General features: G+C 65.5%; 20 protein-coding genes. 13 read left to right on the top strand and 7 right to left on the bottom strand.

Features of this window, described 5'->3' with window-relative positions; translation table 11 throughout:
* Positions 1 to 53: 53 nt before the first annotated feature.
* Both rpsI and rplM read right to left on the bottom strand, forming a co-directional pair.
* On the bottom strand, positions 54 to 530 hold the full coding sequence (rpsI, locus tag ASG25_RS01750) for a 30S ribosomal protein S9 (RefSeq protein ID WP_200934699.1): 477 nt from the start codon (positions 528 to 530) through the stop codon (positions 54 to 56).
* The gene (gene rplM, locus ASG25_RS01745) at positions 530 to 994 is read right to left on the bottom strand and encodes a 50S ribosomal protein L13 (protein ID WP_062468458.1); all 465 of its coding nucleotides are present in this window, start codon (positions 992 to 994) and stop codon (positions 530 to 532) included. The genes rpsI and rplM overlap by 1 nt, the downstream gene beginning before the upstream one ends.
* 359 nt (positions 995 to 1353) lie before the next feature.
* Here rplM and ASG25_RS01740 point away from each other — a divergent pair, with 359 nt between their 5' ends.
* Positions 1354 to 2175 (top strand): enoyl-CoA hydratase-related protein, encoded by an 822-nt coding sequence (locus ASG25_RS01740; protein ID WP_062468456.1) that lies wholly within the window; start codon positions 1354 to 1356, stop codon positions 2173 to 2175.
* On the opposite strand, the gene ASG25_RS01735 is transcribed toward ASG25_RS01740, so the two are convergent.
* Complete coding sequence (locus ASG25_RS01735; protein WP_062471891.1) at positions 2172 to 3014, bottom strand: EamA family transporter; 843 nt, start codon at positions 3012 to 3014, stop codon at positions 2172 to 2174. The genes ASG25_RS01740 and ASG25_RS01735 overlap by 4 nt on opposite strands.
* Before the next feature lie 298 nt (positions 3015 to 3312).
* Here ASG25_RS01735 and ASG25_RS01730 point away from each other — a divergent pair, with 298 nt between their 5' ends.
* The 3 genes from ASG25_RS01730 (at position 3313) to ASG25_RS01720 (ending at position 5584) form a co-directional block, all read left to right on the top strand.
* Positions 3313 to 3741 carry a CoA-binding protein gene (locus tag ASG25_RS01730; RefSeq protein ID WP_062468455.1) on the top strand — a complete coding sequence of 143 codons (429 nt, stop codon included), beginning with the start codon at positions 3313 to 3315 and terminating at the stop codon, positions 3739 to 3741.
* A gap of 212 nt (positions 3742 to 3953) precedes the next feature.
* Complete coding sequence (locus ASG25_RS01725) at positions 3954 to 5234, top strand: O-acetylhomoserine aminocarboxypropyltransferase (RefSeq protein ID WP_062468453.1); 1281 nt, start codon at positions 3954 to 3956, stop codon at positions 5232 to 5234.
* A 5-nt stretch (positions 5235 to 5239) separates the two neighbouring features.
* Positions 5240 to 5584: a cupin domain-containing protein gene (locus ASG25_RS01720; RefSeq protein WP_062471888.1), complete on the top strand. Its 345-nt coding sequence runs from the start codon at positions 5240 to 5242 to the stop codon at positions 5582 to 5584.
* A 30-nt stretch (positions 5585 to 5614) separates the two neighbouring features.
* Here the strand turns inward: ASG25_RS01720 and ASG25_RS01715 are convergent, their stop codons facing one another.
* Positions 5615 to 6880 (bottom strand): cytochrome P450, encoded by a 1266-nt coding sequence (locus ASG25_RS01715; RefSeq protein WP_062468451.1) that lies wholly within the window; start codon positions 6878 to 6880, stop codon positions 5615 to 5617.
* Between the two features lie 428 nt (positions 6881 to 7308).
* On the opposite strand from ASG25_RS01715, the gene ASG25_RS01710 reads away from it, so the two are divergent.
* The 4 genes from ASG25_RS01710 to clpX all read left to right on the top strand — a co-directional run bounded on the left by ASG25_RS01710 (position 7309) and on the right by clpX (position 12230).
* Entirely contained in the window at positions 7309 to 8262 is a 954-nt protein-coding gene (locus ASG25_RS01710) for an endonuclease/exonuclease/phosphatase family protein (RefSeq protein WP_156379922.1), read from the top strand.
* A gap of 57 nt (positions 8263 to 8319) precedes the next feature.
* Complete coding sequence (locus tag ASG25_RS01705; protein ID WP_062468449.1) at positions 8320 to 9876, top strand: phospholipase D family protein; 1557 nt, start codon at positions 8320 to 8322, stop codon at positions 9874 to 9876.
* A 149-nt stretch (positions 9877 to 10025) separates the two neighbouring features.
* Positions 10026 to 10658 (top strand): ATP-dependent Clp protease proteolytic subunit, encoded by a 633-nt coding sequence (locus ASG25_RS01700; RefSeq protein WP_062468447.1) that lies wholly within the window; start codon positions 10026 to 10028, stop codon positions 10656 to 10658.
* 294 nt (positions 10659 to 10952) lie between these two features.
* Positions 10953 to 12230 (top strand): ATP-dependent Clp protease ATP-binding subunit ClpX, encoded by a 1278-nt coding sequence (clpX, locus tag ASG25_RS01695; RefSeq protein ID WP_062468445.1) that lies wholly within the window; start codon positions 10953 to 10955, stop codon positions 12228 to 12230.
* 85 nt (positions 12231 to 12315) lie between these two features.
* On the opposite strand, the gene ASG25_RS01690 is transcribed toward clpX, so the two are convergent.
* Entirely contained in the window at positions 12316 to 12831 is a 516-nt protein-coding gene (locus ASG25_RS01690; protein WP_062471882.1) for a YbhB/YbcL family Raf kinase inhibitor-like protein, read from the bottom strand.
* A 191-nt stretch (positions 12832 to 13022) separates the two neighbouring features.
* A complete protein-coding gene (locus tag ASG25_RS01685) occupies positions 13023 to 13844 on the bottom strand; it encodes an AraC family transcriptional regulator (protein WP_082479808.1) in 822 nt (273 codons plus the stop codon).
* Positions 13845 to 14299: 455 nt separating this feature from the next.
* On the opposite strand from ASG25_RS01685, the gene lon reads away from it, so the two are divergent.
* From lon to ASG25_RS01670, 3 genes are all read left to right on the top strand, one after another.
* Positions 14300 to 16720: an endopeptidase La gene (gene lon / locus ASG25_RS01680; protein WP_062471876.1), complete on the top strand. Its 2421-nt coding sequence runs from the start codon at positions 14300 to 14302 to the stop codon at positions 16718 to 16720.
* A 288-nt stretch (positions 16721 to 17008) separates the two neighbouring features.
* Positions 17009 to 17284 carry a DNA-binding protein HupB gene (gene hupB, locus ASG25_RS01675; RefSeq protein ID WP_062468444.1) on the top strand — a complete coding sequence of 92 codons (276 nt, stop codon included), beginning with the start codon at positions 17009 to 17011 and terminating at the stop codon, positions 17282 to 17284.
* Between the two features lie 329 nt (positions 17285 to 17613).
* Positions 17614 to 19806: an esterase-like activity of phytase family protein gene (locus tag ASG25_RS01670; RefSeq protein ID WP_062468437.1), complete on the top strand. Its 2193-nt coding sequence runs from the start codon at positions 17614 to 17616 to the stop codon at positions 19804 to 19806.
* A 120-nt stretch (positions 19807 to 19926) separates the two neighbouring features.
* Here the strand turns inward: ASG25_RS01670 and ASG25_RS01665 are convergent, their stop codons facing one another.
* Positions 19927 to 20409, bottom strand: coding sequence for a MarR family transcriptional regulator (locus ASG25_RS01665; protein ID WP_062468435.1), 483 nt, complete (start codon positions 20407 to 20409; stop codon positions 19927 to 19929).
* Positions 20410 to 20647: 238 nt separating this feature from the next.
* On the opposite strand from ASG25_RS01665, the gene ASG25_RS01660 reads away from it, so the two are divergent.
* Positions 20648 to 21934: a DNA repair exonuclease gene (locus ASG25_RS01660; protein ID WP_062471873.1), complete on the top strand. Its 1287-nt coding sequence runs from the start codon at positions 20648 to 20650 to the stop codon at positions 21932 to 21934.
* Positions 21934 to 25458 carry an AAA family ATPase gene (locus ASG25_RS01655; protein WP_062468433.1) on the top strand — a complete coding sequence of 1175 codons (3525 nt, stop codon included), beginning with the start codon at positions 21934 to 21936 and terminating at the stop codon, positions 25456 to 25458. Before ASG25_RS01660 ends, ASG25_RS01655 begins: the two co-directional genes overlap by 1 nt.
* The last annotated feature ends 61 nt before the right edge of the window (positions 25459 to 25519 follow it).

Below are 25519 nucleotides of genomic sequence, written 5' to 3'. Positions count from 1 at the left end.
GAAAAAGGCGGAGCCGAAGCCCCGCCTTTGACACTGTGCGTGATCCGAAGCGATTAACGCTTGGAGAACTGGAACGAACGACGGGCCTTCGCCTTGCCGTACTTCTTACGCTCGACGACGCGGCTGTCGCGGGTCAGGAAGCCACCCTTCTTGAGCACGGTGCGCAGGCCCGGCTCGTAGTAGGTGAGGGCCTTGGAGATGCCGTGACGAACGGCACCGGCCTGACCGGAGAGACCGCCGCCGGCAACCGTGGCGTCGATGTCGAACTGGCCGTCACGAGCCGCCGCGAAGATCGGCTGACGCAGGATCATCTGCAGGACCGGACGTGCGAAATACTCGGGGTAGGCCTTGCCGTTGATGGTGATCTTGCCGGAGCCCGGCTTGACCCAGACGCGGGCAACGGCGTTCTTGCGCTTGCCGGTCGCATAGGAGCGGCCCTGGGCGTCGATCTTCTTGACATGAACGGGAGCAGCGTTGCTGGCTTCCGCGACCGTGCCAAGTTCTTTCAGAGAGGAGAGGTCGGCCACGATCAGGCGCTCCTTACGTTCTTCGTGTTCAGCTTGGCGACGTCGAGAACGGTCGGCTGCTGGGCTTCATGCGGATGGTTCGTGCCTGCGTAGACGCGAAGGTTCTTCATCTGGCGACGGCCGAGGGGGCCGCGGGGAACCATGCGCTCGACAGCCTTCTCGAGAACGCGCTCCGGAAAGCGGCCTTCGATGATCTGGCGCGCGGTGCGCTCCTTGATGCCGCCGGGGTAGCCGGTGTGCCAGTAGTACTTCTTGTCGGTGTACTTCTTGCCGGTAAGCACGGCCTTCTCGGCATTGATGACGATGACGTTGTCGCCGTCGTCAACATGCGGAGTGTAGGTGGCCTTATTCTTGCCGCGCAGGATGTTGGCGATGATGGTCGCGACGCGACCCACAACGAGGCCTTCGGCGTCGATGAGGATCCACTTCTTCTCCACCTCTGCAGGCTTCTGAACGAAGGTTGACATGATGAAACTCTTTCGTTGGGAACCCGATACGTTGCCGCCGGGCGTTTTTTGTTGCTTGGTTTGCGGAAAGCGACCCGGAGGACGACCCTGCAAAGTGGACACGGACGCGGACGCCCGTGAACAGTGCGGCTTATAAGGGGAGGCCGGTCGGCCCGTCAAGAGGACCGGTCGGGCAGGGCTCCAGCCGCCGTTAACGAAAACAATGGGTTATCTATGTGGTAAGATGATACCACAATAAATGTGACGCGTTTTGGTGACGTTTTCCGCTGTGGCGCGGCCATTTGCGGCGCTGCGGCTTGAAAGCACGGGGCGCGCGGCGTAGCTGGAGGTCGCATCTTTGCCCCCGAAAAGGAGCCGACATGGCCGATATCGTTTCCCTGCGCCGCCCCGAGCCGCGCGACCTCGTTCTGCGCGTGCGCGACGGCGATGTCCTTCGCCTGACGCTGAACCATCCGCCGCTCAACACGCTTTCGACGGATGTCGTCGACGCGCTCCTGAGCGAGCTCGAGGCTGCGGCGGGCGATGCCGCGCTGCGCGTCGTCATCCTCGCGGCAACCGGAGCGGTGTTTTCGGCCGGTCTCGATCTCGAGGACCTGGACCGGCGGCGATCGGATGACGATGCCGGCCGCGCGGCGCTCGAGGCCGCTTTTGCGCGCTCGGCCCGGCTCATGACGGCCATCTCGACCTTGCCGCAGCCCGTCATCGCGGAAATCGACGGGCTGGCGACGGCGGCCGGCTGCGAGCTGGTGGCGGCCTGCGATCTGGCCATCTGCACGGACACGGCGACCTTCTGCACGCCCGGGGTAAATATCGGCGTCGCGCCGATGGGGGCGGTCGTGGCGCTGGCGCGGTCCGCCGGCCGCAAGCAGGCGATGGAGATGCTGCTGACGGGGGAAACGATCGACGCCTCCACCGCCAAGGATTTCGGCCTCGTGAACCGCATCGTCCCGAAACAGTATCTGCGGCAGGTCGTCGACAAATATGCCGCCGTCATCGCCTCGAAATCGCAGGGCGCGCAGCAAGGCGTGAAGTCTGCCTTCGCACGGCAGGCCGCGATGTCGCGGGAGGACGCCGCCGCACAGGCGGCACAGGCGGAAGCCGCGAGCGCGCTGACACCGGATGCGGTCGAGGGCATGGCGGCGTTTCTTGCAAACCGCACGCCCGTCTGGCCGAAGCGCTAGGCGTCGACGAGCTTCAGCATCAGCGCCCCGAGCGCAATGAGGCATCCGGCTGCGATGCGGAACGGGCTGATCCGCTCCTTCAGCACGGTGACCGAGATCACGATCGCAAAGAGGATCGAGGTCTCCCGGAGGGCCGCGACGGTTGCGACCGGCGCCCGGGTCATGGCCCAGAGCGCAATGCCGTAGGAGCCGATCGAGCCGGCGCCGCCGACAAGGCCGCGCCAGGCATTGCGCCGGATATGGCCGATCACCGGCGGCGCTCCCCGCCTGAACATCGCCCAGCCGAGCAGCAGCACGGGCGGAAGCTGCGCCATCCATAGGGTATAGGCGATGGCATTGCCGGACAGCCGCGCGCCGAGACCATCGACGAAGGTGTAGGCGGCAATGAAGACCGCATTGATGAGCGCGAGCGTGAGGGCCCGCCTGCCGCTGCTCCGCCCTTCGAAGGCTAGCGTGAAGATGCCGGCGGAGATGGCGAGGATACCCAGCGTTGCGCCCCGGGTCAGCGTCTCGCCGACGATCATGCTGCTGGCCGCAGCGACGAGCAGCGGGGCGCCGCCCCGCATCAAGGGATAGACGAGGCCGATATCGCCGGCGGTGTAGGCGGCGGCGACCAGATGGAAATAGCCGAACTGCAACAGGGCCGAGGCCAGCAGGAACGGCACCGCCCGCGCGTCCGGCAGCGGCATGAAGGGCAGGAACGGCCAGGCGATCACGGCGGCGCCGAGCGCGATCATCGCGGCGTCCAGCGACTTGTCCGTTCCGGCCTTGACCATCGCGTTCCACCCGGCATGCAGCAGGGCACCGAAGAGAACGAAGAGAAGAACGTCGAGCGGCACGGGCAAACCGGATGGTGGGACGAAGCGAAAGCGCCCGTCCGTTGTCGCAAGCCGGGGTGGCGACCGCAAGCGTCGCGCGCCTCCGGCGTGACGGTTTTGTGACAGGTTCGGCCGCTATGCACAGCGCCGAGAGGGGGGTTCGACCCGGAAATCCACGTTTTCCGGGAACACACGGTCCCGCCCGTGTTTTTCCCGTTGCCCGACGTTTTTCCCCCGGGTCGACGTTTTTTCCGTCGGCCGACGTTTTTCCTTTGGAAAGCCCGATGACCCACGTCAGAAAGAGAGGCAGGAGGACAGCATGAATCACGATCAGTACCCGGATATCTATCTCACCGATATTCTGCGCTCGACGCGAACGATCGCGCTTGTCGGCGCGTCTGCCAATCCGGAGCGTCCGAGCCACCGTGTCATGGGCTTCCTCCTGCGCAAGGGCTATGCCGTCCATCCGGTCAATCCGGGCCTGGCTGGTCACCAGCTTCTGGGCCGTCTCGTCTATGCGCGTCTAAAGGACATCCCCGAGCCGGTCGACATGATCGACGTCTTCCGCGCCGCCGATGCCCTGCCGGCCCTGGTGGACGAAATCCTCGCGCTCGAGCCGCTGCCGAAGGCGATCTGGGGCCAGCTCTCCGTGCGCAACGACGCTGCCGCCGCCAAGGCCGAAGCACGCGGCATCAAGGTCGTGATGGATCGCTGCCCGGCCATCGAGTATCCGCGGCTCGTCGGCTGAGGAGAATGAAATTCTAAAGCCGCGTCTTTTCCGAGAGAAAGATCGCTGGATCCGCCCGGTATAGCCGCTCCGTCCCCCTTCCGATCGGCCTCCGGCTCTGGAATAGTGCCCAGGACAAGTTCCCGAGGCTGAAACGCGACCATCATCGCGCGGGCGCCGGGAGCGTGCACGATCGGGCGCCGGAGAGGCGTCCGCGAGAGGGAGGATACGATATGACGCAAGCACCGGGGTTTCATACGCTGGCCGTCCACGCTGGGGCGCAGCCGGATCCGACGACGGGCGCACGGGCGACGCCGATCTACCAGACGACGAGCTTCGTCTTCGACGATGCCGATCATGCCGCGTCGCTCTTCGGCCTGCAGGCCTTCGGCAATATCTACACGCGCATCATGAACCCGACCCAGGCCGTGCTGGAAGAGCGCGTTGCAGCGCTGGAAGGCGGGACGGCGGCGCTGGCGGTGGCCTCCGGCCATGCCGCCCAGCTGATCGCGTTCCATACGCTGATGTCGCCGGGCGACAATTTCATTGCTGCGCGCAGGCTTTACGGCGGCTCGATCAACCAGTTCGGGCAAGCGTTCAAAGCCTTCGACTGGCAGGTGCGCTGGGCCGACACGGCCAGCCCCGAAAGCTTCGAGGCGGCGATCGACGGACGCACCAAGGCGATCTTCATCGAGAGTCTCGCCAATCCGGGCGGCACCTTCGTCGACATTGCCGCCATCGCGGAGATCGCTCATCGCAACGGCCTGCCGCTGATCGTCGACAACACGATGGCCACGCCCTATCTCGTGCGGCCGATCGAGCACGGCGCCGATATCGTCGTGCATTCGCTCACCAAATTCATGGGCGGTCACGGCAATTCCATGGGCGGCATCCTGGTCGATGGCGGCACGTTCGACTGGTCGGCATCGGGCAAGTATCCCGCCCTTTCCGAACCCCGCGCCGATTACAACGGCATGGTGCTGCACACGACCTTCGGCAACATCGCCTTTGCCATCGCCTGCCGGGTGTTGGGCCTGCGCGATCTCGGCCCGGCCATCTCGCCCTTCAATGCCTTCATGCTGCTCACCGGCATCGAGACGCTGCCGCTGCGGATGCAGCGCCACTGCGACAATGCGTTCGTCGTGGCCCGCTATCTCAGCCAGCACGACAAGGTGGCCTGGGTGAACTATGCGGGCCTCGAGAGCGACGCGAACCATGCGCTGCAGCAGCGCTATTCGCCGCGCGGGGCCGGGGCCGTCTTCACCTTCGGGCTCAAGGGCGGCTATGCCGCGGGCAAAGCCTTCGTGGAAGGCGTCGCGATGCTCTCGCATCTCGCCAATATCGGCGACACGCGCTCGCTCGTCATCCACCCGGCTTCCACCACCCACAGCCAGTTGGACGACGAGCAGTTGGTGGCGGCCGGAGCCGGGCCGGAGGTCGTCCGCCTGTCGATCGGCATTGAGGATGCGGCCGATATCGTCGCCGATCTCGAGCAGTCGCTGGCGAAGGTCTGATGGCGATGACCTTTGCGCTCGCCTTCGACATCACCGGTATCCAGCCGGATATTGGCGCCCCCGCTGAGGATCGCCTGCTTGCCGGCGCCCCGGAGTTTCGCACCTGGAACGTCGAGGAGGCCCCCGGCGGCCTCTATGCCGGCATCTGGGAGGCGACACCCGGCAAGTGGCGGATCGTCTACGAGGAGTGGGAATATTTCCACGTCCTGTCGGGCCATTCCGTCGTCACCAGCGACGAGGGCGACATCTTCGACCTGAAGACGGGCGACAGTCTCGTCCTCAGGCCGGGCTTCAAGGGAACGTGGGAAGTGCTTGAAACGACTCGCAAGGATTATGTCATCCGGGTGTGAGCATAGCGCGCCGGAGCGGCTCGACCGCGCTTAGCCCCAGGCGAGGTCCAGCCGCTCCAGGCCGTGGAAGTGATAGCTGTCCTTGAACGCCGGCTCGGCTGCCAGGCGCAGACCGGGCAGCCGTTCAAACAGGATGGGCAGCGAGAGCTTGAGCTCCAGTCGGGCAAGCGGGGCGCCGATGCAGAAGTGGATGCCCGCGCCGAAGGAAAGGTGCGGGCCTTCGTTGCGCGCGGGGCGGAAGGCGAGCGGATCGGTAAACCGGCGCGGATCGACATTGGCGCCCGCCAGCAGCAGGCCGATGCGGTCCCCCTTGCGCAGCGAGATGCCGTCCTCGAGCGCGATGTCGGACAGGGCGTAGCGCTGGAAAATGTGGAGCGGCGCGGCGTAGCGCATGCACTCCTCGACGGTGCGCTCCGTGGTGCCGTCGTCGGCAAAGAGGCCAGCCGGTTCCGCGCCGGACTCCAGAATGGCCGCCACGGCGTTGCCGAGCTGGTGCACGGTTGCCTCGTGTCCGGCGTTGAGCAGGAGGACGGCGGTCGAGACCAGTTCGTCCTCGCTCAGCCGTTCGCCGTCCTTTTCCGACGCGATCATGTGGGACAGAAGGTCGTCACCCGGATGGTCGCGCTTGAAGGCGATGATCTCGCGCAGATAGGCGTCGAACTCCGCCGAGGCACGGTTGGCATCGTGCTCCGTTTCGACGGAGGGGTTGAACACGTACATCTTCACCATGCGGTGGGACCAGTCGAGCAGGCTCGGCGCCATGTCGACCGGGACGCCCAGCATGCGCGCGATCACCGTGACCGGGACGATCTCGGCATAGGTCTTCAGCAGCTCGACCTGTCCGTCGTCCGCAAACCCGTCGATCAGCCGGTGACAGAGTGCGGCGATGTCGGGTCTCAGCGTTTCGACATGCCGCGACACGAAGGCGCGGTTGACGAGCGTGCGCAGGCGGGTGTGCGCCGGCGGCTCCAGCTCCAGCAAGGAATGGTGCTCCAACCGGTCGAAATCGGCGAGATGCGGTTTCGGATCGGGCATGGCCAGCTCTTCCCGGGTCGCCACATGCAGGATCTGGCGCCCGAAGCGGCGGTCGCGCAGCAGCGCGTTCACCTGATCGTAGCCGGTGAAGAACCACTGACCCGGCTCCTCCCAGTAGAAGGCGGGGCAGGTGGCGTGCAAGGCGGCATAGGTCGGCAGCGGGTCGCGGTAGAAGGCGGGGTCGCGGATGTCGAGCCGGACGCGGCGGGTGGCGATATCGATGATTGCGGCGGACGAGGAAGCGTGTTTGGCAGTCGGCATGGCATGTCCAGTATGAGCAACGATGGGAGAACGACACGGTCGCAAGGCGGGGAGAGGGAGACCTCGGACAGAGGGACCGCGGGCAGGGAAACCTCGGGCAGGGGGATGGTCAGGTGCAGGGCTGTCGCGAACGGACGCCTCCGGCATGCGGCGGATGCCACAGAAGGCTGCCGGACGGGACGGATGTCAAGATCGGGTTTTCGCTTTCAAGGGGGCGGTTTCTGCCGGGCGCGCCGCCAACCCCCGCGCGAACGGCCGAACGGAAGTCTGAGGACGTCAGCCGGGATCTTCGCTCTCCTGTCCGTTTGGCCCGGAAGCGCTGTTGCGGCGATGCGCTGCCTTGTCAGCCGCGCTCTGCTCGCTACATCCTGAAGACAGCCTTCGACCGAAACCGACCCGAGTATCGAAAAGCCAAGGTAAGTGCCGCCATGTCGCAAAAACGAGCCACGCCCGTCCCGTTCCTCAGCGCGGGCCTCAAAGCCGGCAAGTCGGCGGGCGGTCTGTTGGCGGCGCTGCGGGCGCGCCGCGTTCCTCTGCCGGGGCGGGAGGCGTCCGCCGGCGCACGGGGCGATACGGTGGTTGCCTCCTACAACATCCACAAATGCGTGGGAACCGACAAGCGCTTCGACCCCGGCCGCATCATGGATGTGATCTGCGAGATCGACGCCGATATCATTGCCCTGCAGGAGGCCGACCAGCGCTTCGGCGAGCGGGCGGGCCTGCTCGATCTGGAGCGGCTTCACCGGGATTGCCATCTCCTGTCGGTGCCGATCGCGGCCTTTTCGCCCAAGGGGCATGGCTGGCACGGAAATCTCCTGCTGGTGCGCGAGGGCGCCGTCGCCAAGGTCAACCAGCTGAAACTGCCGGGGGTCGAGCCGCGCGGCGCGCTGGTGGTGGATCTCGACCTGAAACATGGACCGCTGCGCATCATCGCCGCCCATTTCGGCCTGCTCCGGCATTCGCGCAGCCAGCAGGCCCGCGCGATTCTTGCGGCGATCGAAGAGGCCGAGGAACGGCCGACATTGCTGATCGGGGATCTCAACGAATGGCGGATCGGCCGCCGTTCCGCCCTGTCGCTCCTGTCGCCGGTCTTCGACCATTCGATCTCGGCCGTGCCGAGCTTTCCGTCGCGTTATCCTCTGCTGGCCCTTGACCGGGTGATGGGCAGTCCGCATACGCTGGTGACGCATGTGGAGGTGCACCATTCCACCCTGTCGCGTGTGGCCTCCGACCATTTGCCGCTGAAGGCCCATATCGATCTGAAAGCCGCGCTCGCCACCCGCAAAGACCTGGTCGCCGGGGCCGCGCCCCGCAGCGAGACGGTCCCCACCGGCGAGACGGATGGCGAGGGACGGCAGGGGCCGACGGCACAGCTGGGCTAGGCGCGCGCTTTCCTTTCGCTGCCGCACCCCGACCCACCGGAGGCTCTCGACCGCTTCATGAACTGGATGACCATCTCCCTTGCGATCCTGGCGATGCTGGCAGCGCTCGGCACCATCTACGTCTATGGCCGCTTCGGCCGGCATCTCTACGGTCAGCCGGCCAAGGCGATCGAGCCGGTGGAGGGGCAGACGGCGATCGACCGGGACAGCGTACCGCTGCTGGCGGGCCGGGACGGACAGAGCGCAGCGACGCTGGTCGCGGACAACCTCGACGCCTTCTCCGTCCGCGCCGTGTCCGCCCGCAAGGCGGGACGCAGCCTCGACCTGCAGTATTACTACTGGCGGCGCGATCTGACGGGACGGCTTTTGGCTGCCGAGGTTCTCGCGGCGGCCGATCGGGGCGTGAAGGTGCGCCTGCTCCTGGACGACATCAATGCCGGGCTGCACGACCGCTTCTGCCTGGCGCTCGACGCGCACGACAACATTCAGGTCCGGCTGTTCAATCCCAGCCGTGCGCGCAACGATCGCTTCCGCCGCGGGCTGGAGATGATGCTGCGCCCTCTGCGCGCCACGCGACGCATGCACAACAAGACCTGGATCGCCGATGGCCGCCTCGTCGTCGCCGGCGGACGCAACATCGGCGATGCCTATTTCGATGCCGCCGAGCAGGCGAACTTCCGGGACCTCGACATGTGGATGCTTGGCCCGATCGCGCGCGAGGCGAGCGCCGTCTTCGACGACTACTGGAACAGCTCGATGGTGCTGCCGATCGGTTCGCTGCGCACGCCGCACCGGCACTACCTGCCGCGCCTGCGCCGCAAGCTCGGCAAACTCGCGCGCGGCAAAGGCGGGCGGCATTACCTCGGGCATGTCGAAGCCGCCGAAGCTGCCCCGGGGCTCTTCCACGGCAGCGGGGACCTCCGGTTCACCGGCGACATCACGATCAAGGCCGATCCGCCCGAAAAGGCGCATCTGGAGCGTCGGCAGAACTGGCTCATGCAGGAATTGCTGCCGCATATCACCGCGGCCGGACGCAGCGTGAAGATCATCTCCCCCTATTTCATCCCCGGCACCGACGGCGTGAAGACGCTCTGCGGGCTGGTCGCGCGGGACGTGGATGTGGCGGTCCTCACCAATTCGCTGGCGGCAACCGACGTCGCGGCCGTACACGGCGCCTATGCGAACTACCGCCGCAAGCTGGTGGCCGGCGGCGTCACGCTCTACGAGCTGAAGGCCGTGTCGGAGGCGACCGAGACGCAGCGGCTCTCGCTGTTCGGATCGCGCGGCGCGAGCCTCCACACCAAGGCCTTCACCATCGATGGCAAGGGGGGCTTCGTCGGGTCGATGAATTTCGACCCCCGGTCGGCCTCGCTCAACACCGAGATGGGGGTGCTCTTCACCTGTCCGGCCCTGGTCGCCGACGTCGATGCGGTCTTCGCGCTCGAGACCCACCCGGGCACGAGCTTCCGGCTCTCGCTGGAGAACGGCCGGCTCTGCTGGAACGACGAGGCGCAGCACTGTTCGCGCATGCTCGAGCGCGAGCCGGATGCCGGTTTCTGGCGACGGGCGACAGCCGCGATCATCGGCTTTCTGCCCATCGAATCGCAGCTCTGACGCCACCCTCGGGCAAGCGCCTCTCGTTAACGTTATAGACGGCAGCCGACTTGAAGTGCCTACCTCTGACACTCTATGTAAAGGGGCAGAGATATTCGAATGATTCCGATACGCGAAGTGTTCGCGCATTCATGAGACGAAGGGCTGACATGACAAATCCCGTTGATACCGCTATGGCGCTCGTGCCGATGGTCGTCGAGCAGACCAACCGTGGCGAACGCTCCTACGACATCTTTTCGCGCCTCCTGAAGGAGCGCATCATCTTCCTCACCGGCCCTGTGGAAGATCATATGGCAACGCTGGTCTGCGCCCAGCTCCTGTTTCTCGAGGCGGAAAATCCGAAGAAGGAAATCGCCATCTACATCAACTCGCCGGGTGGCGTCGTCACCGCCGGCATGGCCATCTACGACACGATGCAGTTCATCAAGCCGGCCGTCTCGACGCTGTGCATCGGGCAGGCCGCATCCATGGGGTCGCTGCTTCTGGCCGCCGGCCACAAGGACATGCGCTTCTCGACGCCGAATGCCCGCATCATGGTGCACCAGCCCTCCGGCGGGTTCCAGGGGCAGGCCTCCGACATCGAGCGTCATGCCCGCGATATCATCAAGATGAAGCGTCGTCTCAATGAGGTTTACGTCAAGCATTGCGGCCGGACCTACGAAGAGGTTGAACAGACGCTCGATCGTGACCACTTCATGACCTCGGACGAGGCGCTTGCCTGGGGCGTGATCGACAAGGTCATCACCTCGCGCGAAGCCATGGAATCGGCCGTCGAAAGTTGATCATGGCTTTTGTGTCGCGGATGATGCATTTGTGACACAATTGTAACTTTCAAGGGTCTTTATCCCGAGACCAAAGCCGTTACTATCAACCGTTAATGCTATGTTGAGTTCTCGCGTCCTAGCATCCGGTTTTCGGTGGGAGACAAGTTGCCGCCGGCCCGCGTGAAAACGCGGCCGGTTCGTACTCCCGGAAGCAAAGCACATTGACGCTGAACGGCGCGCCAGTCTGCGGAGCGGTTTGAGTGGTTCGTTGCGTCCCGCACGGGATGCGCGGCGTGCTGGAAGGAAAGTGAAATGAGCAAAGTCAGCGGCAGCAACGGCGGTGACTCTAAGAATACCCTGTATTGTTCCTTCTGCGGCAAGAGCCAGCACGAAGTCCGCAAGCTGATTGCCGGCCCGACCGTTTTCATCTGCGATGAATGCGTCGAGCTGTGCATGGACATCATCCGCGAGGAAAACAAGACCTCGATGGTCAAGTCCCGCGATGGCGTTCCCACGCCACAGGAAATCATCAAGGTTCTCGACGAATACGTGATTGGCCAGCAGCAGGCCAAGCGCATCCTGTCGGTTGCCGTCCACAACCATTACAAGCGCCTGGCCCATTCGGCCAAGGGCAGCGACATCGAACTGGCCAAGTCGAACATCATGCTCGTGGGCCCGACCGGCTGCGGCAAGACGTATCTCGCCCAGACGCTCGCCCGCATCATCGACGTTCCCTTCACCATGGCCGATGCGACGACGCTGACCGAAGCCGGCTATGTCGGCGAGGATGTCGAGAACATCATCCTGAAGCTGCTCCAGGCGGCCGACTACAATGTCGAACGCGCCCAGCGCGGCATCGTCTACATCGACGAAGTCGACAAGATCTCGCGCAAGTCCGACAATCCTTCGATCACGCGGGACGTTTCGGGCGAAGGCGTGCAGCAGGCGCTGCTGAAGATCATGGAAGGCACCGTCGCTTCGGTTCCCCCGCAGGGTGGCCGCAAGCATCCGCAGCAGGAATTCCTGCAGGTCGACACGACGAACATTCTGTTCATTTGCGGCGGCGCGTTTGCCGGTCTCGACAAGATCATCTCCGCCCGTGGCGAAAAGACGTCGATCGGCTTCGGCGCGGCTGTCCGGGCACCGGAAGATCGCCGCGTCGGCGAGGTCCTGCGCGAACTGGAGCCGGAAGATCTGGTCAAGTTCGGTCTTATTCCGGAATTCATCGGCCGTCTGCCCGTTCTGGCGACGCTCGAGGATCTCGATGAATATGCGCTGATCCAGATTCTGTCGGAGCCGAAGAACGCGCTGATCAAGCAGTACCAGCGCCTGTTCGAGATGGAAGACGTGGAACTGACGTTCCACGAAGACGCGCTGCGCGAGATCGCCAAGCGCGCCATCATCCGCAAGACCGGCGCTCGCGGCCTTCGCTCGATCATGGAGAAGATCCTGCTCGACACGATGTTCGAACTTCCGACGCTCGAAGGCGTGCGCGAAGTCGTCATCTCCGACGAGGTCGTCAAGGGTTCGGCCCGTCCGCTCTACATCTACTCGGAGCGCACGGACGAAAAGGCCAATGTTTCCGCCTGATGGCGCCAGAGACTGTTGAAAAAAGGGGCCCGCAGCGATGCGGGCCCTTTTTGTTTTCGGATCGCGGTCTGCGCGGGGAGGGCGCCTACCGGTTATAGACGGCGGTGAGGCGCGCCGTGCCGAGGGTCGCGCCGCCGATCATGAAACCGGCAAGCGCGTTGCTCGCATCCTCCGGCAGATCGAGTGCCGGGACGCTAAGCGCGTGCACGGTGAAGATATAGCGATGGACGGCGCCGGGCGGCGGGCAGACGCCGCCGAAGCCCCGCGTTCCATAGTCGTTCTTGAGCTCGACCGCGCCCTTGGGAAGGGCGTCGGTGCCGCTGATGCCGGCGGAAAGCGCGGTGGTGGCGGCCGGGATGTTCACGATGGCCCAGTGCCACCAGCCGGACCCGGTCGGCGCGTCGGGATCGTAGGCGGTGACGGCAAAGCTTTTGGTCCCGACCGGTGCGCCGGACCAGGACAGTTGCGGGGAGGCGTCGCCGCCGTCGCAGCCGAACCCCTTGAAGACCTGCGCGGTCTCCAGCTTGCCGCCCTCGCGCATGGACGTGCTCGTGACCTTGAAGTCTTCTGCCGCGGCGCGCGTGGCGAGGCCTCCGAGCATCAGGCCGCCGACGAGGAGGCTGCAAAACACGAGGCCGGCCTGTCTGGCACGCTTGACAGGGTTGAACCGGGATATGGGCTGAACGGACGACATTTTCTGTCCCTTTCTGGAGAGGATGGAAGACCTCTGCAGCGTATCCGTCTGTGGCCGTCGCCGCTTTCGCCCGGCCTTCATCTTTTATCGAAAAACGCTCAATCGACCGCGACGCGGATGGCGCGCGGCGGGATGCCGAAGCGCCTTCGGAAGGCATCGGAAAAGTGGGACTGTGTCTTGAATCCGCAATCCTGCGCGACGTGCGAGACCGGAAGTTCCGTCGTCTGCAGCAGGGCCAGTCCCTTCTCCAGTCGGGTGTTCTGCAGGATCTTCGAGAAGCCCAGCTCCGACCCGCCAAGCCAGCGACGGAGGGTCGCCTCGCTCATGGCAAAATGCCGGGCGACCTCCGCCACACGCCAGGGATGGCTCAGATCCGTCTCGAGAAGACGACGCAGCCGGATCATGGGCTGGCGATCAGCCTGCGCCGGGAAGTGCACGCCGTGATGCTGCAGCCAGAGAAGCGGCTCCAGCAGGCGGTGTCGGCGGATCGCATCCGGCAGGTCTGTGGCCGACAGCGTGTCCCGGATGAGACGAAGCAGGGCGCCCGGCTGATGATCGGCCCGGATGATCTGGATGCCGGGCGAGGCGGAGCGGGGGTGCTGTCGCGGAAAGACCGCGTCAACAAGATCCTGCGTGAAATAAGCGCCGTCCGCACGATAGGTCTCGTTCCGGAGCGCGCGGTTTTCCAAGGTCACGACGGCGCCGGGCGGGAAGGCAAGCAGGTCGCCTTCGTGGCCGATGATCTCGCCATTGATCGGACAGGACACGCGCTTGGAGCCGACATGGATAAAGCAGAGGAAGGCGAGACCGATGAACACGTCGGAGAAGGTGGCCGTGGTCGCCTGGCTGATCGACAGCAGGGTGACATCGCCCGCCGTCGGGACCTCCGGGCCGACCCGGGGACGGGAATGAAGGTTCACAGGCGTTCCAATCGCGGGGCGGGTCTTCGTACGGCTGGGGTGCAGCGCCCGGGCGCACGGGTAGGAGATTGGGTGGGGTAGGGACCGGACGGATGAATCCGGACCGTCAGCGTTGCAGATCGCCCGTCGGTCCGCAAGGGCCGAGCGCTATCGGGACCCCGCTCATTCCGCCATTGCTAAAGCATCCCGACCGCGCGATGATATGACGGTTTCGTGTCGCGGGCCGGAGGGCCGAATCATGACGCGTCGGTCGCATGGCAAGGTCCGCGACAGTCACGTAGCCTCTATTGGGCGATACGCTTCGATAGCTGCCGGGAATGCTGCCGGCCGGACCGTCGAAGGGTTGAAAACGGGTCTCGCAGCCTCCACCTGTGACAGTGGAAAAAGTGATGACCGGAAGCATCCTTGAAGTGCTTCGGGTAACGCTCCCGGAAACGGGACGGAAAGGAAATGACATGACGAACAAAACGTCTTCGGCAGCCGAGAGCGGGACCTTCCCAGTCCTTCCCCTGCGTGACATCGTGGTGTTCCCCCATATGATCGTGCCCCTCTTCGTGGGTCGCGAAAAGTCGATCCGCGCCCTGGAAGAGGTCATGGGTACCGACAAGCAGATCATGCTTGCGACCCAGATCAATGCCGGCGATGACGATCCGGAACCCTCCGCGATCTATCAGATCGGCACGATCGCCAATGTCCTGCAGCTCCTGAAGCTTCCCGACGGCACCGTGAAGGTGCTGGTCGAGGGCCGGTCGCGCGCGGAGATCGATGGCTATACCCGTCGCGAGGAATTCTACGAGGCGATGGCGCACCCGCTGGCCGAACCCGCGGAAGATCCGGTCGAGATCGAAGCCCTTTCGCGCTCGGTCGTCTCCGAGTTCGAGAGCTACGTAAAGCTCAACAAGAAGATTTCGCCCGAGGTCGTCGGTGCCGCCAGCCAGATCGAGGACTACTCGAAGCTGGCCGACACGGTCGCCTCGCATCTCTCCATCAAGATCGTCGAAAAGCAGGAAATGCTGGAAACGACGAGCGTGAAGGCGCGCCTCGAAAAGGCGCTCGGCTTCATGGAAGGCGAGATTTCCGTGCTGCAGGTGGAGAAGCGGATCCGCTCGCGCGTCAAGCGCCAGATGGAGAAGACCCAGCGCGAATACTACCTGAACGAACAGATGAAGGCGATCCAGAAGGAGCTCGGCGACGGCGAGGAAGGCCGCGACGAGATGGCCGAACTGGAAGACAAGATCAACAAGGCCAAGCTCTCCAAGGAGGCGCGGGAAAAAGCCGACGCCGAGATGAAGAAGCTGCGCCAGATGAGCCCGATGTCGGCGGAAGCCACCGTCGTGCGCAACTATCTGGACTGGCTGACGGGCATTCCGTGGAACAAGAAGTCGAAGGTCAAGACCGATCTCAACGCGGCCGAAAAGGTGCTGGAGCTCGATCACTTCGGCCTCGACAAGGTCAAGGAACGCATCGTCGAGTATCTCGCCGTGCAGGCGCGCTCCGCCAAGATCAAGGGCCCCATCCTGTGCCTCGTCGGTCCTCCGGGCGTCGGCAAGACGTCGCTCGCCCGGTCGATCGCCAAGGCGACCGGCCGCGAATACATCCGCATGGCACTGGGCGGCGTTCGTGACGAGGCCGAGATCCGCGGCCACCGCCGGACCTATATCGGCTCGATGCCCGGCAAGGTCATCCAGTCGATGAAGAAGGCCAAGAAGTCCAACCCGCTCTTCCTGCTCGATGAAATCGACAAGATGGGCCAGGACTTCCGAGGTGATCCGTCGTCGGCCCTGCTCGAGGTTCTCGATCCGGAACAGAACGCCACGTTCATGGACCACTATCTGGAGGTCGAGTACGACCTTTCGAACGTGATGTTCATCACGACGGCGAACACGCTGAACATCCCGGCGCCCTTGATGGACCGCATGGAAGTGATCCGCATCGCCGGCTACACGGAAGAGGAAAAGCTGGAGATTGCAAAGCGGCACCTCCTGCCCAAGGCGATCGCCGATCATGCCCTGAAGCCCGCCGAATTCTCGGTGACGGACGGCGCGTTGATGGCGGTCATCCAGACCTACACCCGCGAGGCGGGCGTCCGTTCCTTCGAGCGCGAGCTGATGAAGCTCGCCCGCAAGGCGGTCACCGAGATCCTCAAGGGCAAGGCCACCAGCATCGAGGTGACGGCCGAGAACATCCATGACTATCTGGGCGTTCCGCGCTTCCGCCACGGCGAAGCCGAGCGCACCGACCAGGTGGGCGTGGTCACGGGTCTGGCCTGGACCGAGGTCGGCGGCGAACTGCTGACGATCGAAGGCGTGATGATGCCCGGCAAGGGCCGCATGACGGTGACGGGCAACCTGAAGGACGTGATGAAGGAATCGATTTCGGCGGCGGCCTCCTATGTGCGCTCGCGCGCCATCGACTTCGGCATCGAGCCGCCGCGTTTCGACACGAGCGACATCCACGTCCATGTTCCCGAAGGGGCGACCCCGAAGGATGGTCCCTCGGCCGGCGTTGCGATGGCCACCGCCATCGTCTCGATCATGACGGGCATTCCGGTCGACAAGAACGTGGCCATGACGGGGGAAATCACCCTGCGCGGCCGGGTTCTGCCGATCGGCGGCCTGAAGGAAAAGCTTCTTGCGGCCCTGCGCGGCGGGATCAAGAAGGTGCTTATCCCGGAAGAAAACGCCAAGGATCTGGCGGAAATTCCGGATAATGTGAAGAACAACATGGAAATCATTCCCGTGTCGCTGATTGGCGAGGTTCTCAAGCACGCTCTGGTCCGCATGCCCGAAGCCATCGAGTGGGATCCGGCAAAGAACGTCGCGCCGGTCAAGGTTGCGGCCGATACGGACGAAACCACAGCGGGTTTCGCCCACTGAAGATACAGGCCCGGGGGAGCAAACGATCCGCTCCCCCGGTGCTCTCCGACCGGTCTCGCAAGGGGCCGGGGCGCGAGGGTTCGGCTCTCCCTGGAGGGCGCCTGCACCGTTATCCATCGCTTTATCAGTGGAAGACCGGCCTTTGTGCCGGTCTTTTTTCGTAAAATGCACCGCAAAGCCTTGCATTTCCGGGCATTCGGCGCGATTGGGTTGCCAAGGCGACCGCTGCGACGATGGTACGGTCGCCCGAAAACAAGTCGTTTCGGACCAAGTTGAAAGGGTGGAAACATGAACAAGAATGAGCTCGTATCGGCTGTTGCCGAAAAGGCCGGCATCACGAACAAGGAGGCTGCCGCCTCTGTCGAAGCACTGTTCGACGTGATCCAGGGTGAACTGAAGAACGGCGGCGACGTACGCCTCGTCGGCTTCGGCAACTTCACCGTCAGCCGTCGCGAAGCCTCCAAGGGCCGCAACCCCTCCACCGGTGCGGAAGTCGATATTCCCGCGCGCAACGTTCCGAAGTTTGCGGCCGGCAAGGGCCTCAAGGACGCGGTCAACTCCTAAGGCCTTGCGATCCCGGGGCGGCGTCAACGCTTCGCCTCAGGGGTCGTGACATCAGCGTTCGGCGCCGGCATTCCCAAGGGAACCCCGGCAGACCGCGCGCTTCAAGCGGCGCTGCGATGCGGGATCAGGGGCTTCTTCCCGTCCTGCCATCCGCCAGCGACAGGAGAGGGCTCAGGCCGCTCTCCTCGTCTTCAGGCCCGGGTCATCCCGGGCCTTTTTCGTTCCTGTCATTCCCCTGTCATATGGGCACGCCAGAAATCCGGCAGGTGCCGCGACCAGTCTGCCGGCACCGCGGCTTGGACGCCGCGATCATGTCGAGGGGATGTCTCATGAAAACCGTATCCGTCACCGCCGCGCTCGCGGCCCTGCTTGCGGCCTCGGTGGCCGGCCCCGCGTCTGCGGAGCCCGTCTTCAACCGCATCGCGTCCTTCGCCGTGGCGGACAACCTGCCGGCCGAGGTCGATCGCAAGACGGTGACCTCCGCCGAAATTGTCACGGCCACCGACGACGGAATGACGCTGGTCTATTCCGACAGCCCCCAGAAGGCGATCGGCTTCATCGACATCACGAACCCTGCGTCACCGAAGGCGGGCGGCGTCGTCCGCTTCGACGGCGAGCCGACCTCCGTGACGGTTGCCGGCCCGAAGGCCCTCGTTGCCGTCAATACGAGCCCGAACCGCGCCAATCCGTCAGGCAGGCTTGCGGCGGTCGACATTGCAAGCCGCGCCGTGACGGCGGCTTGCGAACTGGGTGGCCAGCCGGACTCGGTTGCGGTGAACAAGGACCGGACGCTCGCCGCCATCGCCATCGAGAACGAGCGCGACGAAGAGGTGAACGACGGCGCGCTGCCGCAGATGCCGGCCGGCGACCTCGTCATCGTGAAGCTCAACGACGGCGTGCCCGACTGCGCCACCATCCGCCATGTCGCCTTGACCGGACTGGCCGACGTCGGCGGCGAGGATCCGGAGCCGGAGTTCGTCGCCTTCAACAGTCGCGACCAGATCGCACTGACGCTGCAGGAAAACAACCATATCGTCATCCTCGACGGGCGCTCCGGTAAGGTCGTCTCGCATTTCTCGGCCGGCACGGTGGACCTTGACGGCATCGACACCATGCGGGACGGCAAGCTTTCCTTCACCGGCACGCTGAAGGGCGTGGCCCGGGAGCCGGATGCGGTCAAGTGGCTCGACGACGACAGGCTGGTTGTCGCCAACGAGGGAGACTGGAAGGGCGGTACGCGCGGTTTCACCATCTTCGATACCCGCGGCACGGTGCTCTTCGAGGCCGGCGCCAGCCTGGAGCATGCGGCGGCGGCCGTGGGTCACTATCCCGAGAAGCGTTCCGCGGCGAAGGGCATCGAGCCCGAGGGGCTGGAAGCGGCGACCTTCGGCGATGATCGGCTGTTCTTCGTGCTCGCCGAGCGGGCGTCGCTTGTCGGTGTCTACAAGGATACCGGCGCCGAGCCGCACCTGCTCCAGCTTCTGCCGTCGGGCATCTCGCCGGAAGGCGGCGTGGCCATTCCGGGCCGAAACCTGCTGGTCACCGCCAACGAGGCCGACCTCGTCGAAGACGGGGCGGCGCGCTCGCACGTCATGATCTACGAGCGCAAGGAGGGCAAGCCGGCCTATCCGCAACTCCGCTCCGCAGAGAAGGACGGCGTGCCGATCGGCTTCGGCGCTCTCTCGGGTCTGGCGGCCGTGCCGGGTGCGCCCGGCAAGCTCTATGCCGTCAGCGACAGCGTCTATGGCGCCGAACCGCACATCTTCACCATCGATGCGACGAAGAGCCCGGCCGAGATCACGGATGCGTTGACCATCACCCGCGACGGCGCACCGGCGCAGAAACTCGACATCGAGGGCATCGTCGCGACGGAGGACGGCTTCTGGCTGGCATCCGAAGGCAATGCCGACAAGCTGGTGCCGCATGCGCTCTACCAGGTCAACGCCAAGGGCCAGATCAAGAAGGAAATCCCGCTTCCCGAAGAGCTGCGCGCCGCAGAGACCCGCTACGGCTTCGAAGGCATCGCCGTCGCCGGAAAAGGCGATGACACGACGCTTTGGATGGCGGTGCAGCGCGAATGGAAGGACGACGAGAAGGGCTTCGTCAAGCTCGTCTCCTACACGCCAAAATCGGGGGAATGGGGCGCCGTGCGCTATCCTCTCGAGACGACGGGCGAGGGCTGGGTCGGCCTATCCGAAATCACGATCTACGGCGACAACGCCTATGTCATCGAACGCGACAATCTCGTCGGACAGGCCGCGAAACTGAAGAAGATCTTTCGGGTGTCACTCGCCCAACTGAAGCCGGCCAAGCTCGGTGGTCCGCTGCCGGTCGTCGCCAAGGAGGAATTCCGGGATCTGCTCCCCGATCTGAAGGCGCTGAACGGCTACGTGCTCGACAAGGTCGAGGGTTTTGCGATCGACGGGACGGGCACCGGCTATGTCGTCACCGACAATGATGGCGTCGATGACAGCTCGGGCGAGACGATGTTCTGGACCATCGGCACGATCAACGCGATGTGACCGCTGTCGGAGGACAGGACCGGGCCTCGTGCCCGGTTCTCTTGGCCGTCCGGCGTTCGTCCTGGCCTTTCGGCCGGTGCGATGGCCCGATCGCGTTGGCGCAGCGCCGGCTGTCGGCGCTCAGGCCTCGTGTACCGTCGCCGACGCCATGGCGGCCTCGTCCTGCTCGCGTCGCTCGCGGATTTCGTCCGTGCGGCGGACCAGCTTGCTGACGATGTCGTGCAGCTGGTCGAGCTGCTCGTCGTCCAGCGCCGAAAAGATTTCCTCGATCAGCTGTTTGCGCGGATGTTCCGCGGCCTCGAGCGCGATCCGGCCGACATCGGTGATGGACACGATCTTGGCGCGGCGATCCTCGGGGTCCGGCTGGCGGACCACCAGCTTGTCGCGCTCCAGTCCGTCGATGGCCTCGGTCACCGTGCGGGGCGCAAAGTTGAGCGCGCAGGCGATATCCGTCGAGCGGCAGGGACCGAGCTTGTTCAGGAAGAACAGGAATTTGCTGCGGGCCAGCGACACGCCTTCCTCCGTCATCGACTGGTTGATGAGCCGGTGGACGCGATGATAGAGCTCGAACAGCTTGTCGGAGACGTCGAATGTCGTTTTCATCACGTGGAGATGGACGTTATGAGGGCCCATGTCAAATGCCTTCGCGGCGATCTGAAACCGGGTCGCGTGAAAGTGGATCGGGGTTCCTGAAGAGCAACACAAGCCACCGGAGACCATGCGCCGCGGCATCTGGCCAGTGAGGGCGTGTGCAGGTCGGAAGGCGACCGCCCGGTGGAAAGACGACGGCGAGAACGCCGAAACGATTGACGTCCGTGCGCCGGCAGGGCCATGGTCGGGCATGGCTTTCCGCTTCGTTCATACCGCAGACCTTCACCTTGATTCTCCGCTCCGCAGTCTGGCGCTCCGCAACGGGGAGCTCGCAGAACATGTCCGCGGTGCCACCCGCGCCGCGCTGACGGCCATCGTCGATCTCTGCATCGCAGAGGCGGTGGATGCCCTCCTGATCGCGGGGGACCTCTACGACGGGTCGCAGACCTCGATGAACACGGCCCTGTTCCTGATGGGCGAGATGCGCCGGCTGGAGACGGCCGGCGTGCGGGTCTTCGTCATTCGCGGCAATCACGACAACCAGTCGGCCATTCGCCGCGAATTGACCTTTCCCGACAACGTGCATGTCTTTTCCAACCGTGCGAAATCCGTCAAGGCGGCGACCCTGGCCGACGGGCGCGCCGTCTATATCCACGGGATCGGCTTCGACCAGGCGCATGCGCCCGACAGCCTCCTGCCGTCCTTTCCCGGGCCCCAGCCGGAGGCCGTCAATATCGGCATGCTGCACACGAGTCTGGCCGGGGCGCCCGGCCACGATCTCTACGCCCCGTGCAGCGCGACGGAGCTTGTCGCGCACGGCTTCGATTACTGGGCGCTCGGACACGTGCATCATCGTCTCGTCCACAGCGAAAGGCCGCTGATCGTCATGCCGGGGATGCCGCAGGGCCGCGACATCAACGAAGCCGGTCCGAAGAGCGTGACGCTCGTCACCGTCGGCGAAGGGGGCGACATCCGTCATGACGAACGGCGCATCGGCAGCGCCGTGTTCGAGCGGGCGATCGTCGACCTGACAGGCATCTCGGAATGGCGGGCGCTGCTCGCCCGGATCGGCGACGATCTTGCGCGCCGCGTCGCGGCGGCGGGTGCGCAGCATCTCATTCTGCGCCTGCAGCTGACGGGCACCACCGCGCTCGCCTTCCGGCTCAAGCGCGATCCGGGTTTTCTGGCGGATGAGGTGACCGGGCTTGCCAATGCCTTGCCCGGCTGCTGGGTGGAGAAGATCGAGATCGACTGCCAGGCGCCTGATCTTGCGACGACCCCCGGTCATGACGCCGCGACGGGCCTCGACCCGGCTGCGGAACTCTCGGTGCTGATCCATCGCGACGTGCTCGGCGCGCACGGGTTTCGCCAGCAGGCGGCCGACCTGATGGCCGAGCTTCTCGGCCAGCTGCCGCGCGAATTGCGGGAGACCTTCGGTACGGATGAAGCCGCTGTCGAGGCGCTGCTGGCCGAGATCGCGCGCGACGGCAGCGACGAGGTGCTGGCGCATGTGCGGGCCGGCGAAGGGGATCTCTGATGCGTCTGTCCGCCCTCGATCTCGTCCGCTATGGAAAATTCACCGGCAAGCAGCTCGATTTCGGGCCGGCCCGGCCCGGCAAGCCGGACCTTCATCTGGTTTACGGACCGAACGAGGCCGGCAAGTCGACATTGTTTTCGGCGGTGCTCGACCTGTTCTTCGGCATCGAAGGCCGCAGCCCCTATAACTTCCTTCATCCCTATCCCGCCATGCGCATCGGCGCGACGGTGGACACCGGCGGGCGCAGCCAGTCTCTGTTTAGGGTCAAGCGGCAGCAGAACACGCTGATCGACGCCCATGACCAGCCACTGCCCGAGGGCCTTCTCGCCAATGCCTTCGGCACGGTGGACCGGGCAACCTACCAGCTGATGTTCTCGCTCGATGACGACAGCATCGAAAAAGGCGGGGAAAGCATCCTGCGCAGCGAGGGCGAGCTGGGAGCGCTGCTCTTTTCCGCCAGCTCCGGGCTGCCGGACCTGACCGGCGTCATGGCCGACCTCAAGGGCCGGACGGATGCCTTTTATCGTCCGCAGGCGCGCAAGCATCGGCTGGCCGAACTCAAGGCCGAACTCGATGCGCTGAAGGACGAGCGCGCGGCGATCGATGTCAGCCAGCGGGAGTACACAGCGCTTCGCAAGACCCGTGACCTCGCGACGGAACGGCACGAGGCCGCCCTTGCCATGCGCGCTGCGCTCCGCGTCCAGTGGGACGCGGCGAATGCCAAGCTCGAGGGCCTGCCGCTGCTCCTGCGGCTGCGCGCGTTGCGCGGTGATCTGGCCGCCCTGAGCGACCTCCCGGATCCGCCCGCCGTCTGGCACCAGATGCTGCCGGACCTGATGCGGGCCGAAACGGAGATCGGCATCCGTCTTGCGCAGGTCGCTGCCGATATCGCGCGGCGCACGCAGGAGCGGGATCTGCTCGCGCGTGACGAAGCCGTTCTCGCCCTGCGCGACGACCTGCGTCGTCTCGAAAGCTCGGGGCTCGAAGCCCGCTACCGCACGGCGGCCCAGGACATGCCGTCGCGCACTCAGGAACGCGCCGTCGTTGCCGCGGATCTGGCGGCGCGGCTGCTGCAGCTCGGCCGGCGCACCGACGAGAACCCTGAAGCGCTTCTCATTCCCGCAGCGATCATTGGCCGGCTGCGAGCCCTGGCCGAGTCCCATGCACGCCTGACCGAGCGGCAGGACGCATCCCGCAGGGAGCTTGCCTTGAGCGAGGCCGCGCACCGCACGGCGCTGGACGACGTGGACACGAACGGCCAACCACGGGCAGGGCGGGCGCCGGGCGCGACCCCCGCTCGCGATCTGCAGGCGCGCGACCTGCAAGCCGGCGACCTGCAAGCCGGCGGCCTGCAAGCCCTGTCCGATCTCCTGCGCGCGTTGCGGCGTGAAGATTTCCCGCTTCGCCAGACGGCCGCGCGCGAAGAGACGGCGCGGCTCGAAGATCTCCTTTCCGATCAACTGGCGTCGCTTCCGGGCCGGCACGATGGCGAGAGCCTCGCCCGCGTGCCCGTTCCCGCCGAGGGCGATCTGGCGGACTGGTCGTTCCGAAGCGAGCGTGTGGCCGAGCGCCTGCGGCTCATCGACGAGCGCCGCGCAGAAATCGCCCTACAGCTGGCCACCGCGCAGGCCGAGCGCGATTCCCTGCTCGCCCAGGCGGAATTTGCCGATGACGGGCGCGTGGCCGAGCTGCGCCGGGCGCGCGATGCCGCCTGGCGGGCACACCGCGAGACGCTGGCCGCCGACACGGCCGACAGGTTCGAGAGCGCGCTGGACAGGGATGACCGGGCGAGCGCCTTGCGGCTGACGCAGACCGAACAGATCGCCCGGAGCCGCGCTCTGGCGGTGACGATCGCCGACCTCGTCGCGCGTCAGACAGCCTACGATCAGCAACGTGCCGAGCAGCTGGCGGAGCGCAGCGCGCTCGGTGATGCGATCGCGCAGGCGGCGGAGGCCTGCAACCTGCCGGCGGACCTGTCGCTCCCACGGCTGGAGGACTGGTTGCAGCGTCGCCTGAAGACGCTGGAAACCCGGACGGCCCTGCGCGCCATGCGGCAGAAACAGGCACAGGCTGACGCCGACGAGGCGCGCGCCATGGCCCGGTTGGCGGCCGCTTTCGGCGAGGATGCCGCGCTGCCCGACGATTTCGAGACGGCGCTGGCCTTCGGCGAGCGCGTGCTGGCTGCGGCACAGGCCGAGGCGGCCGAAGGGCGTGCGCGTTCGGAGGCTCTAAAGCGCACGGAAGCCGCGCTCGCATCGCGGCGGAGCGACGCACAGGCGGCGGAGGCCGCGGTGGCGGAATGGGCGCAATCCTGGGCGGACGTCCTCTCCGGGCTCTGGCTGGCGCCGGACGGCGTGGTGCCGAGCCCGGCCGAGGTCATGCCGTCCCTGACGGTGCTGGCCGAGATCGACCGGCTGGTCCAGCGCCGCAACGATTTCGACCATCGGATCCAGGCGATGGGGCGCGACCAGGCCGCCTTCGTCGCGGCCGTTTCCGCCTGCTGCACGCAGCTCGATCTGGAGGTCGGCGACGATCCGCTGGCGGTATACACACGGCTGCTACAGCGCGTGGCGGCTGCCGAGCAGGTCGAGGCGCTGTTCGACCGTCTGTCCCAGGAGCTGGACGAACGCGCGCGCGAAGCGCATTCGCTGGCCGAGAGCCAGGAGCGGCACGACGCCAGCAAGCGCGATATGCTGGCCTTCTTCGGCTGCACCGAACTCGGCGACGTCGCGAGCCACCTCGAAACCGCGAAAAACCGAACCCGATTGCGCGAACGTATCGGCGAAACCGAGTCCGATCTCGCAGCCCGCCTGCGGGTCGCGACAGCGGAGGAGGCCGAGATGATCCTCGTTGCGCTCGACGCGGAGGGGCTGCGCCGCGAGGCGGCCGAGCTCTCCGCGCGCCATGACGAGGCGGATCGGATGGTCCAGGATCGGCATGCCGAGCTGCGCGATGCGGAGCGGGGGCTGGAAAAGGCGGCCGGCGACGATGCGGCCGCCTTTATCGAGGAACGCCGCCGCACGGTTCTCGCCGATATCGAGGAGCAGGCGCTGGCCTATCTCCGGCTGCGCGCCGGGCTTCTGGCCGCTGACATGGCCTTGCGGCTCTACCGCGAACGGCATCGCAGCGCGATGATGCAGCGTGCCTCCGCCGCCTTCGCCACCATCAGCGGCGGGGAATATGAGGGCCTGTCGACCGAGATGGAAAAGGGGACGGAATTCCTGCTGGTCCGCTCCGTGACGGGGGCGACCAAGCTTGCGAGGGATCTGTCGAAGGGAACACGGTTCCAGCTCTATCTCGCGCTGCGCATGGCGGGCTTCCACGAGATCAGCGCCCAGCGCGAGGCCCTGCCGTTCATCGCGGACGATATCATGGAGACCTTCGACGATGGTCGCGCCTTCCACGCCTTCCGGCTGATGGCGGAGATGGCGGGGGTCGGACAGGTGATCTACCTGACGCACCACGAGCATCTCTGCGCGATCGCACGCGAGGCCTGTCCGGACGTGGTTCTGCATCGTCTCTGAGCGATTGCCGGACGGGATGATGGGGTGGACTTGCGGGCGGGCGGCAACTGGCTCTATAGGG

Source organism: Rhizobium sp. Leaf384 (assembly GCF_001424065.1).
Classification (GTDB): domain Bacteria; phylum Pseudomonadota; class Alphaproteobacteria; order Rhizobiales; family Rhizobiaceae; genus Ferranicluibacter.
The sequence above is the reverse complement of the archived record's forward strand: the minus strand, read 5'-3'. Positions and strand labels throughout refer to the sequence as shown.

Excerpts from the sequence above, each read along its gene's own strand:
- rplM (WP_062468458.1), bottom strand. The coding sequence starts at position 994 with ATGTCAACCTTCGTTCAGAAGCCTGCAGAGGTGGAGAAGAAGTGGATC.
- ASG25_RS01740 (WP_062468456.1), top strand. The coding sequence starts at position 1,354 with ATGGCCGATATCGTTTCCCTGCGCCGCCCCGAGCCGCGCGACCTCGTT.
- ASG25_RS01730 (WP_062468455.1), top strand. The coding sequence starts at position 3,313 with ATGAATCACGATCAGTACCCGGATATCTATCTCACCGATATTCTGCGC.
- ASG25_RS01725 (WP_062468453.1), top strand. The coding sequence starts at position 3,954 with ATGACGCAAGCACCGGGGTTTCATACGCTGGCCGTCCACGCTGGGGCG.
- ASG25_RS01720 (WP_062471888.1), top strand. The coding sequence starts at position 5,240 with ATGACCTTTGCGCTCGCCTTCGACATCACCGGTATCCAGCCGGATATT.
- ASG25_RS01715 (WP_062468451.1), bottom strand. The coding sequence starts at position 6,880 with ATGCCGACTGCCAAACACGCTTCCTCGTCCGCCGCAATCATCGATATC.
- ASG25_RS01710 (WP_156379922.1), top strand. The coding sequence starts at position 7,309 with ATGTCGCAAAAACGAGCCACGCCCGTCCCGTTCCTCAGCGCGGGCCTC.
- ASG25_RS01705 (WP_062468449.1), top strand. The coding sequence starts at position 8,320 with ATGAACTGGATGACCATCTCCCTTGCGATCCTGGCGATGCTGGCAGCG.
- ASG25_RS01700 (WP_062468447.1), top strand. The coding sequence starts at position 10,026 with ATGACAAATCCCGTTGATACCGCTATGGCGCTCGTGCCGATGGTCGTC.
- clpX (WP_062468445.1), top strand. The coding sequence starts at position 10,953 with ATGAGCAAAGTCAGCGGCAGCAACGGCGGTGACTCTAAGAATACCCTG.
- ASG25_RS01690 (WP_062471882.1), bottom strand. The coding sequence starts at position 12,831 with ATGCTCGGAGGCCTCGCCACGCGCGCCGCGGCAGAAGACTTCAAGGTC.
- lon (WP_062471876.1), top strand. The coding sequence starts at position 14,300 with ATGACGAACAAAACGTCTTCGGCAGCCGAGAGCGGGACCTTCCCAGTC.
- hupB (WP_062468444.1), top strand. The coding sequence starts at position 17,009 with ATGAACAAGAATGAGCTCGTATCGGCTGTTGCCGAAAAGGCCGGCATC.
- ASG25_RS01670 (WP_062468437.1), top strand. The coding sequence starts at position 17,614 with ATGAAAACCGTATCCGTCACCGCCGCGCTCGCGGCCCTGCTTGCGGCC.
- ASG25_RS01665 (WP_062468435.1), bottom strand. The coding sequence starts at position 20,409 with ATGAAAACGACATTCGACGTCTCCGACAAGCTGTTCGAGCTCTATCAT.
- ASG25_RS01660 (WP_062471873.1), top strand. The coding sequence starts at position 20,648 with ATGGCTTTCCGCTTCGTTCATACCGCAGACCTTCACCTTGATTCTCCG.
- ASG25_RS01655 (WP_062468433.1), top strand. The coding sequence starts at position 21,934 with ATGCGTCTGTCCGCCCTCGATCTCGTCCGCTATGGAAAATTCACCGGC.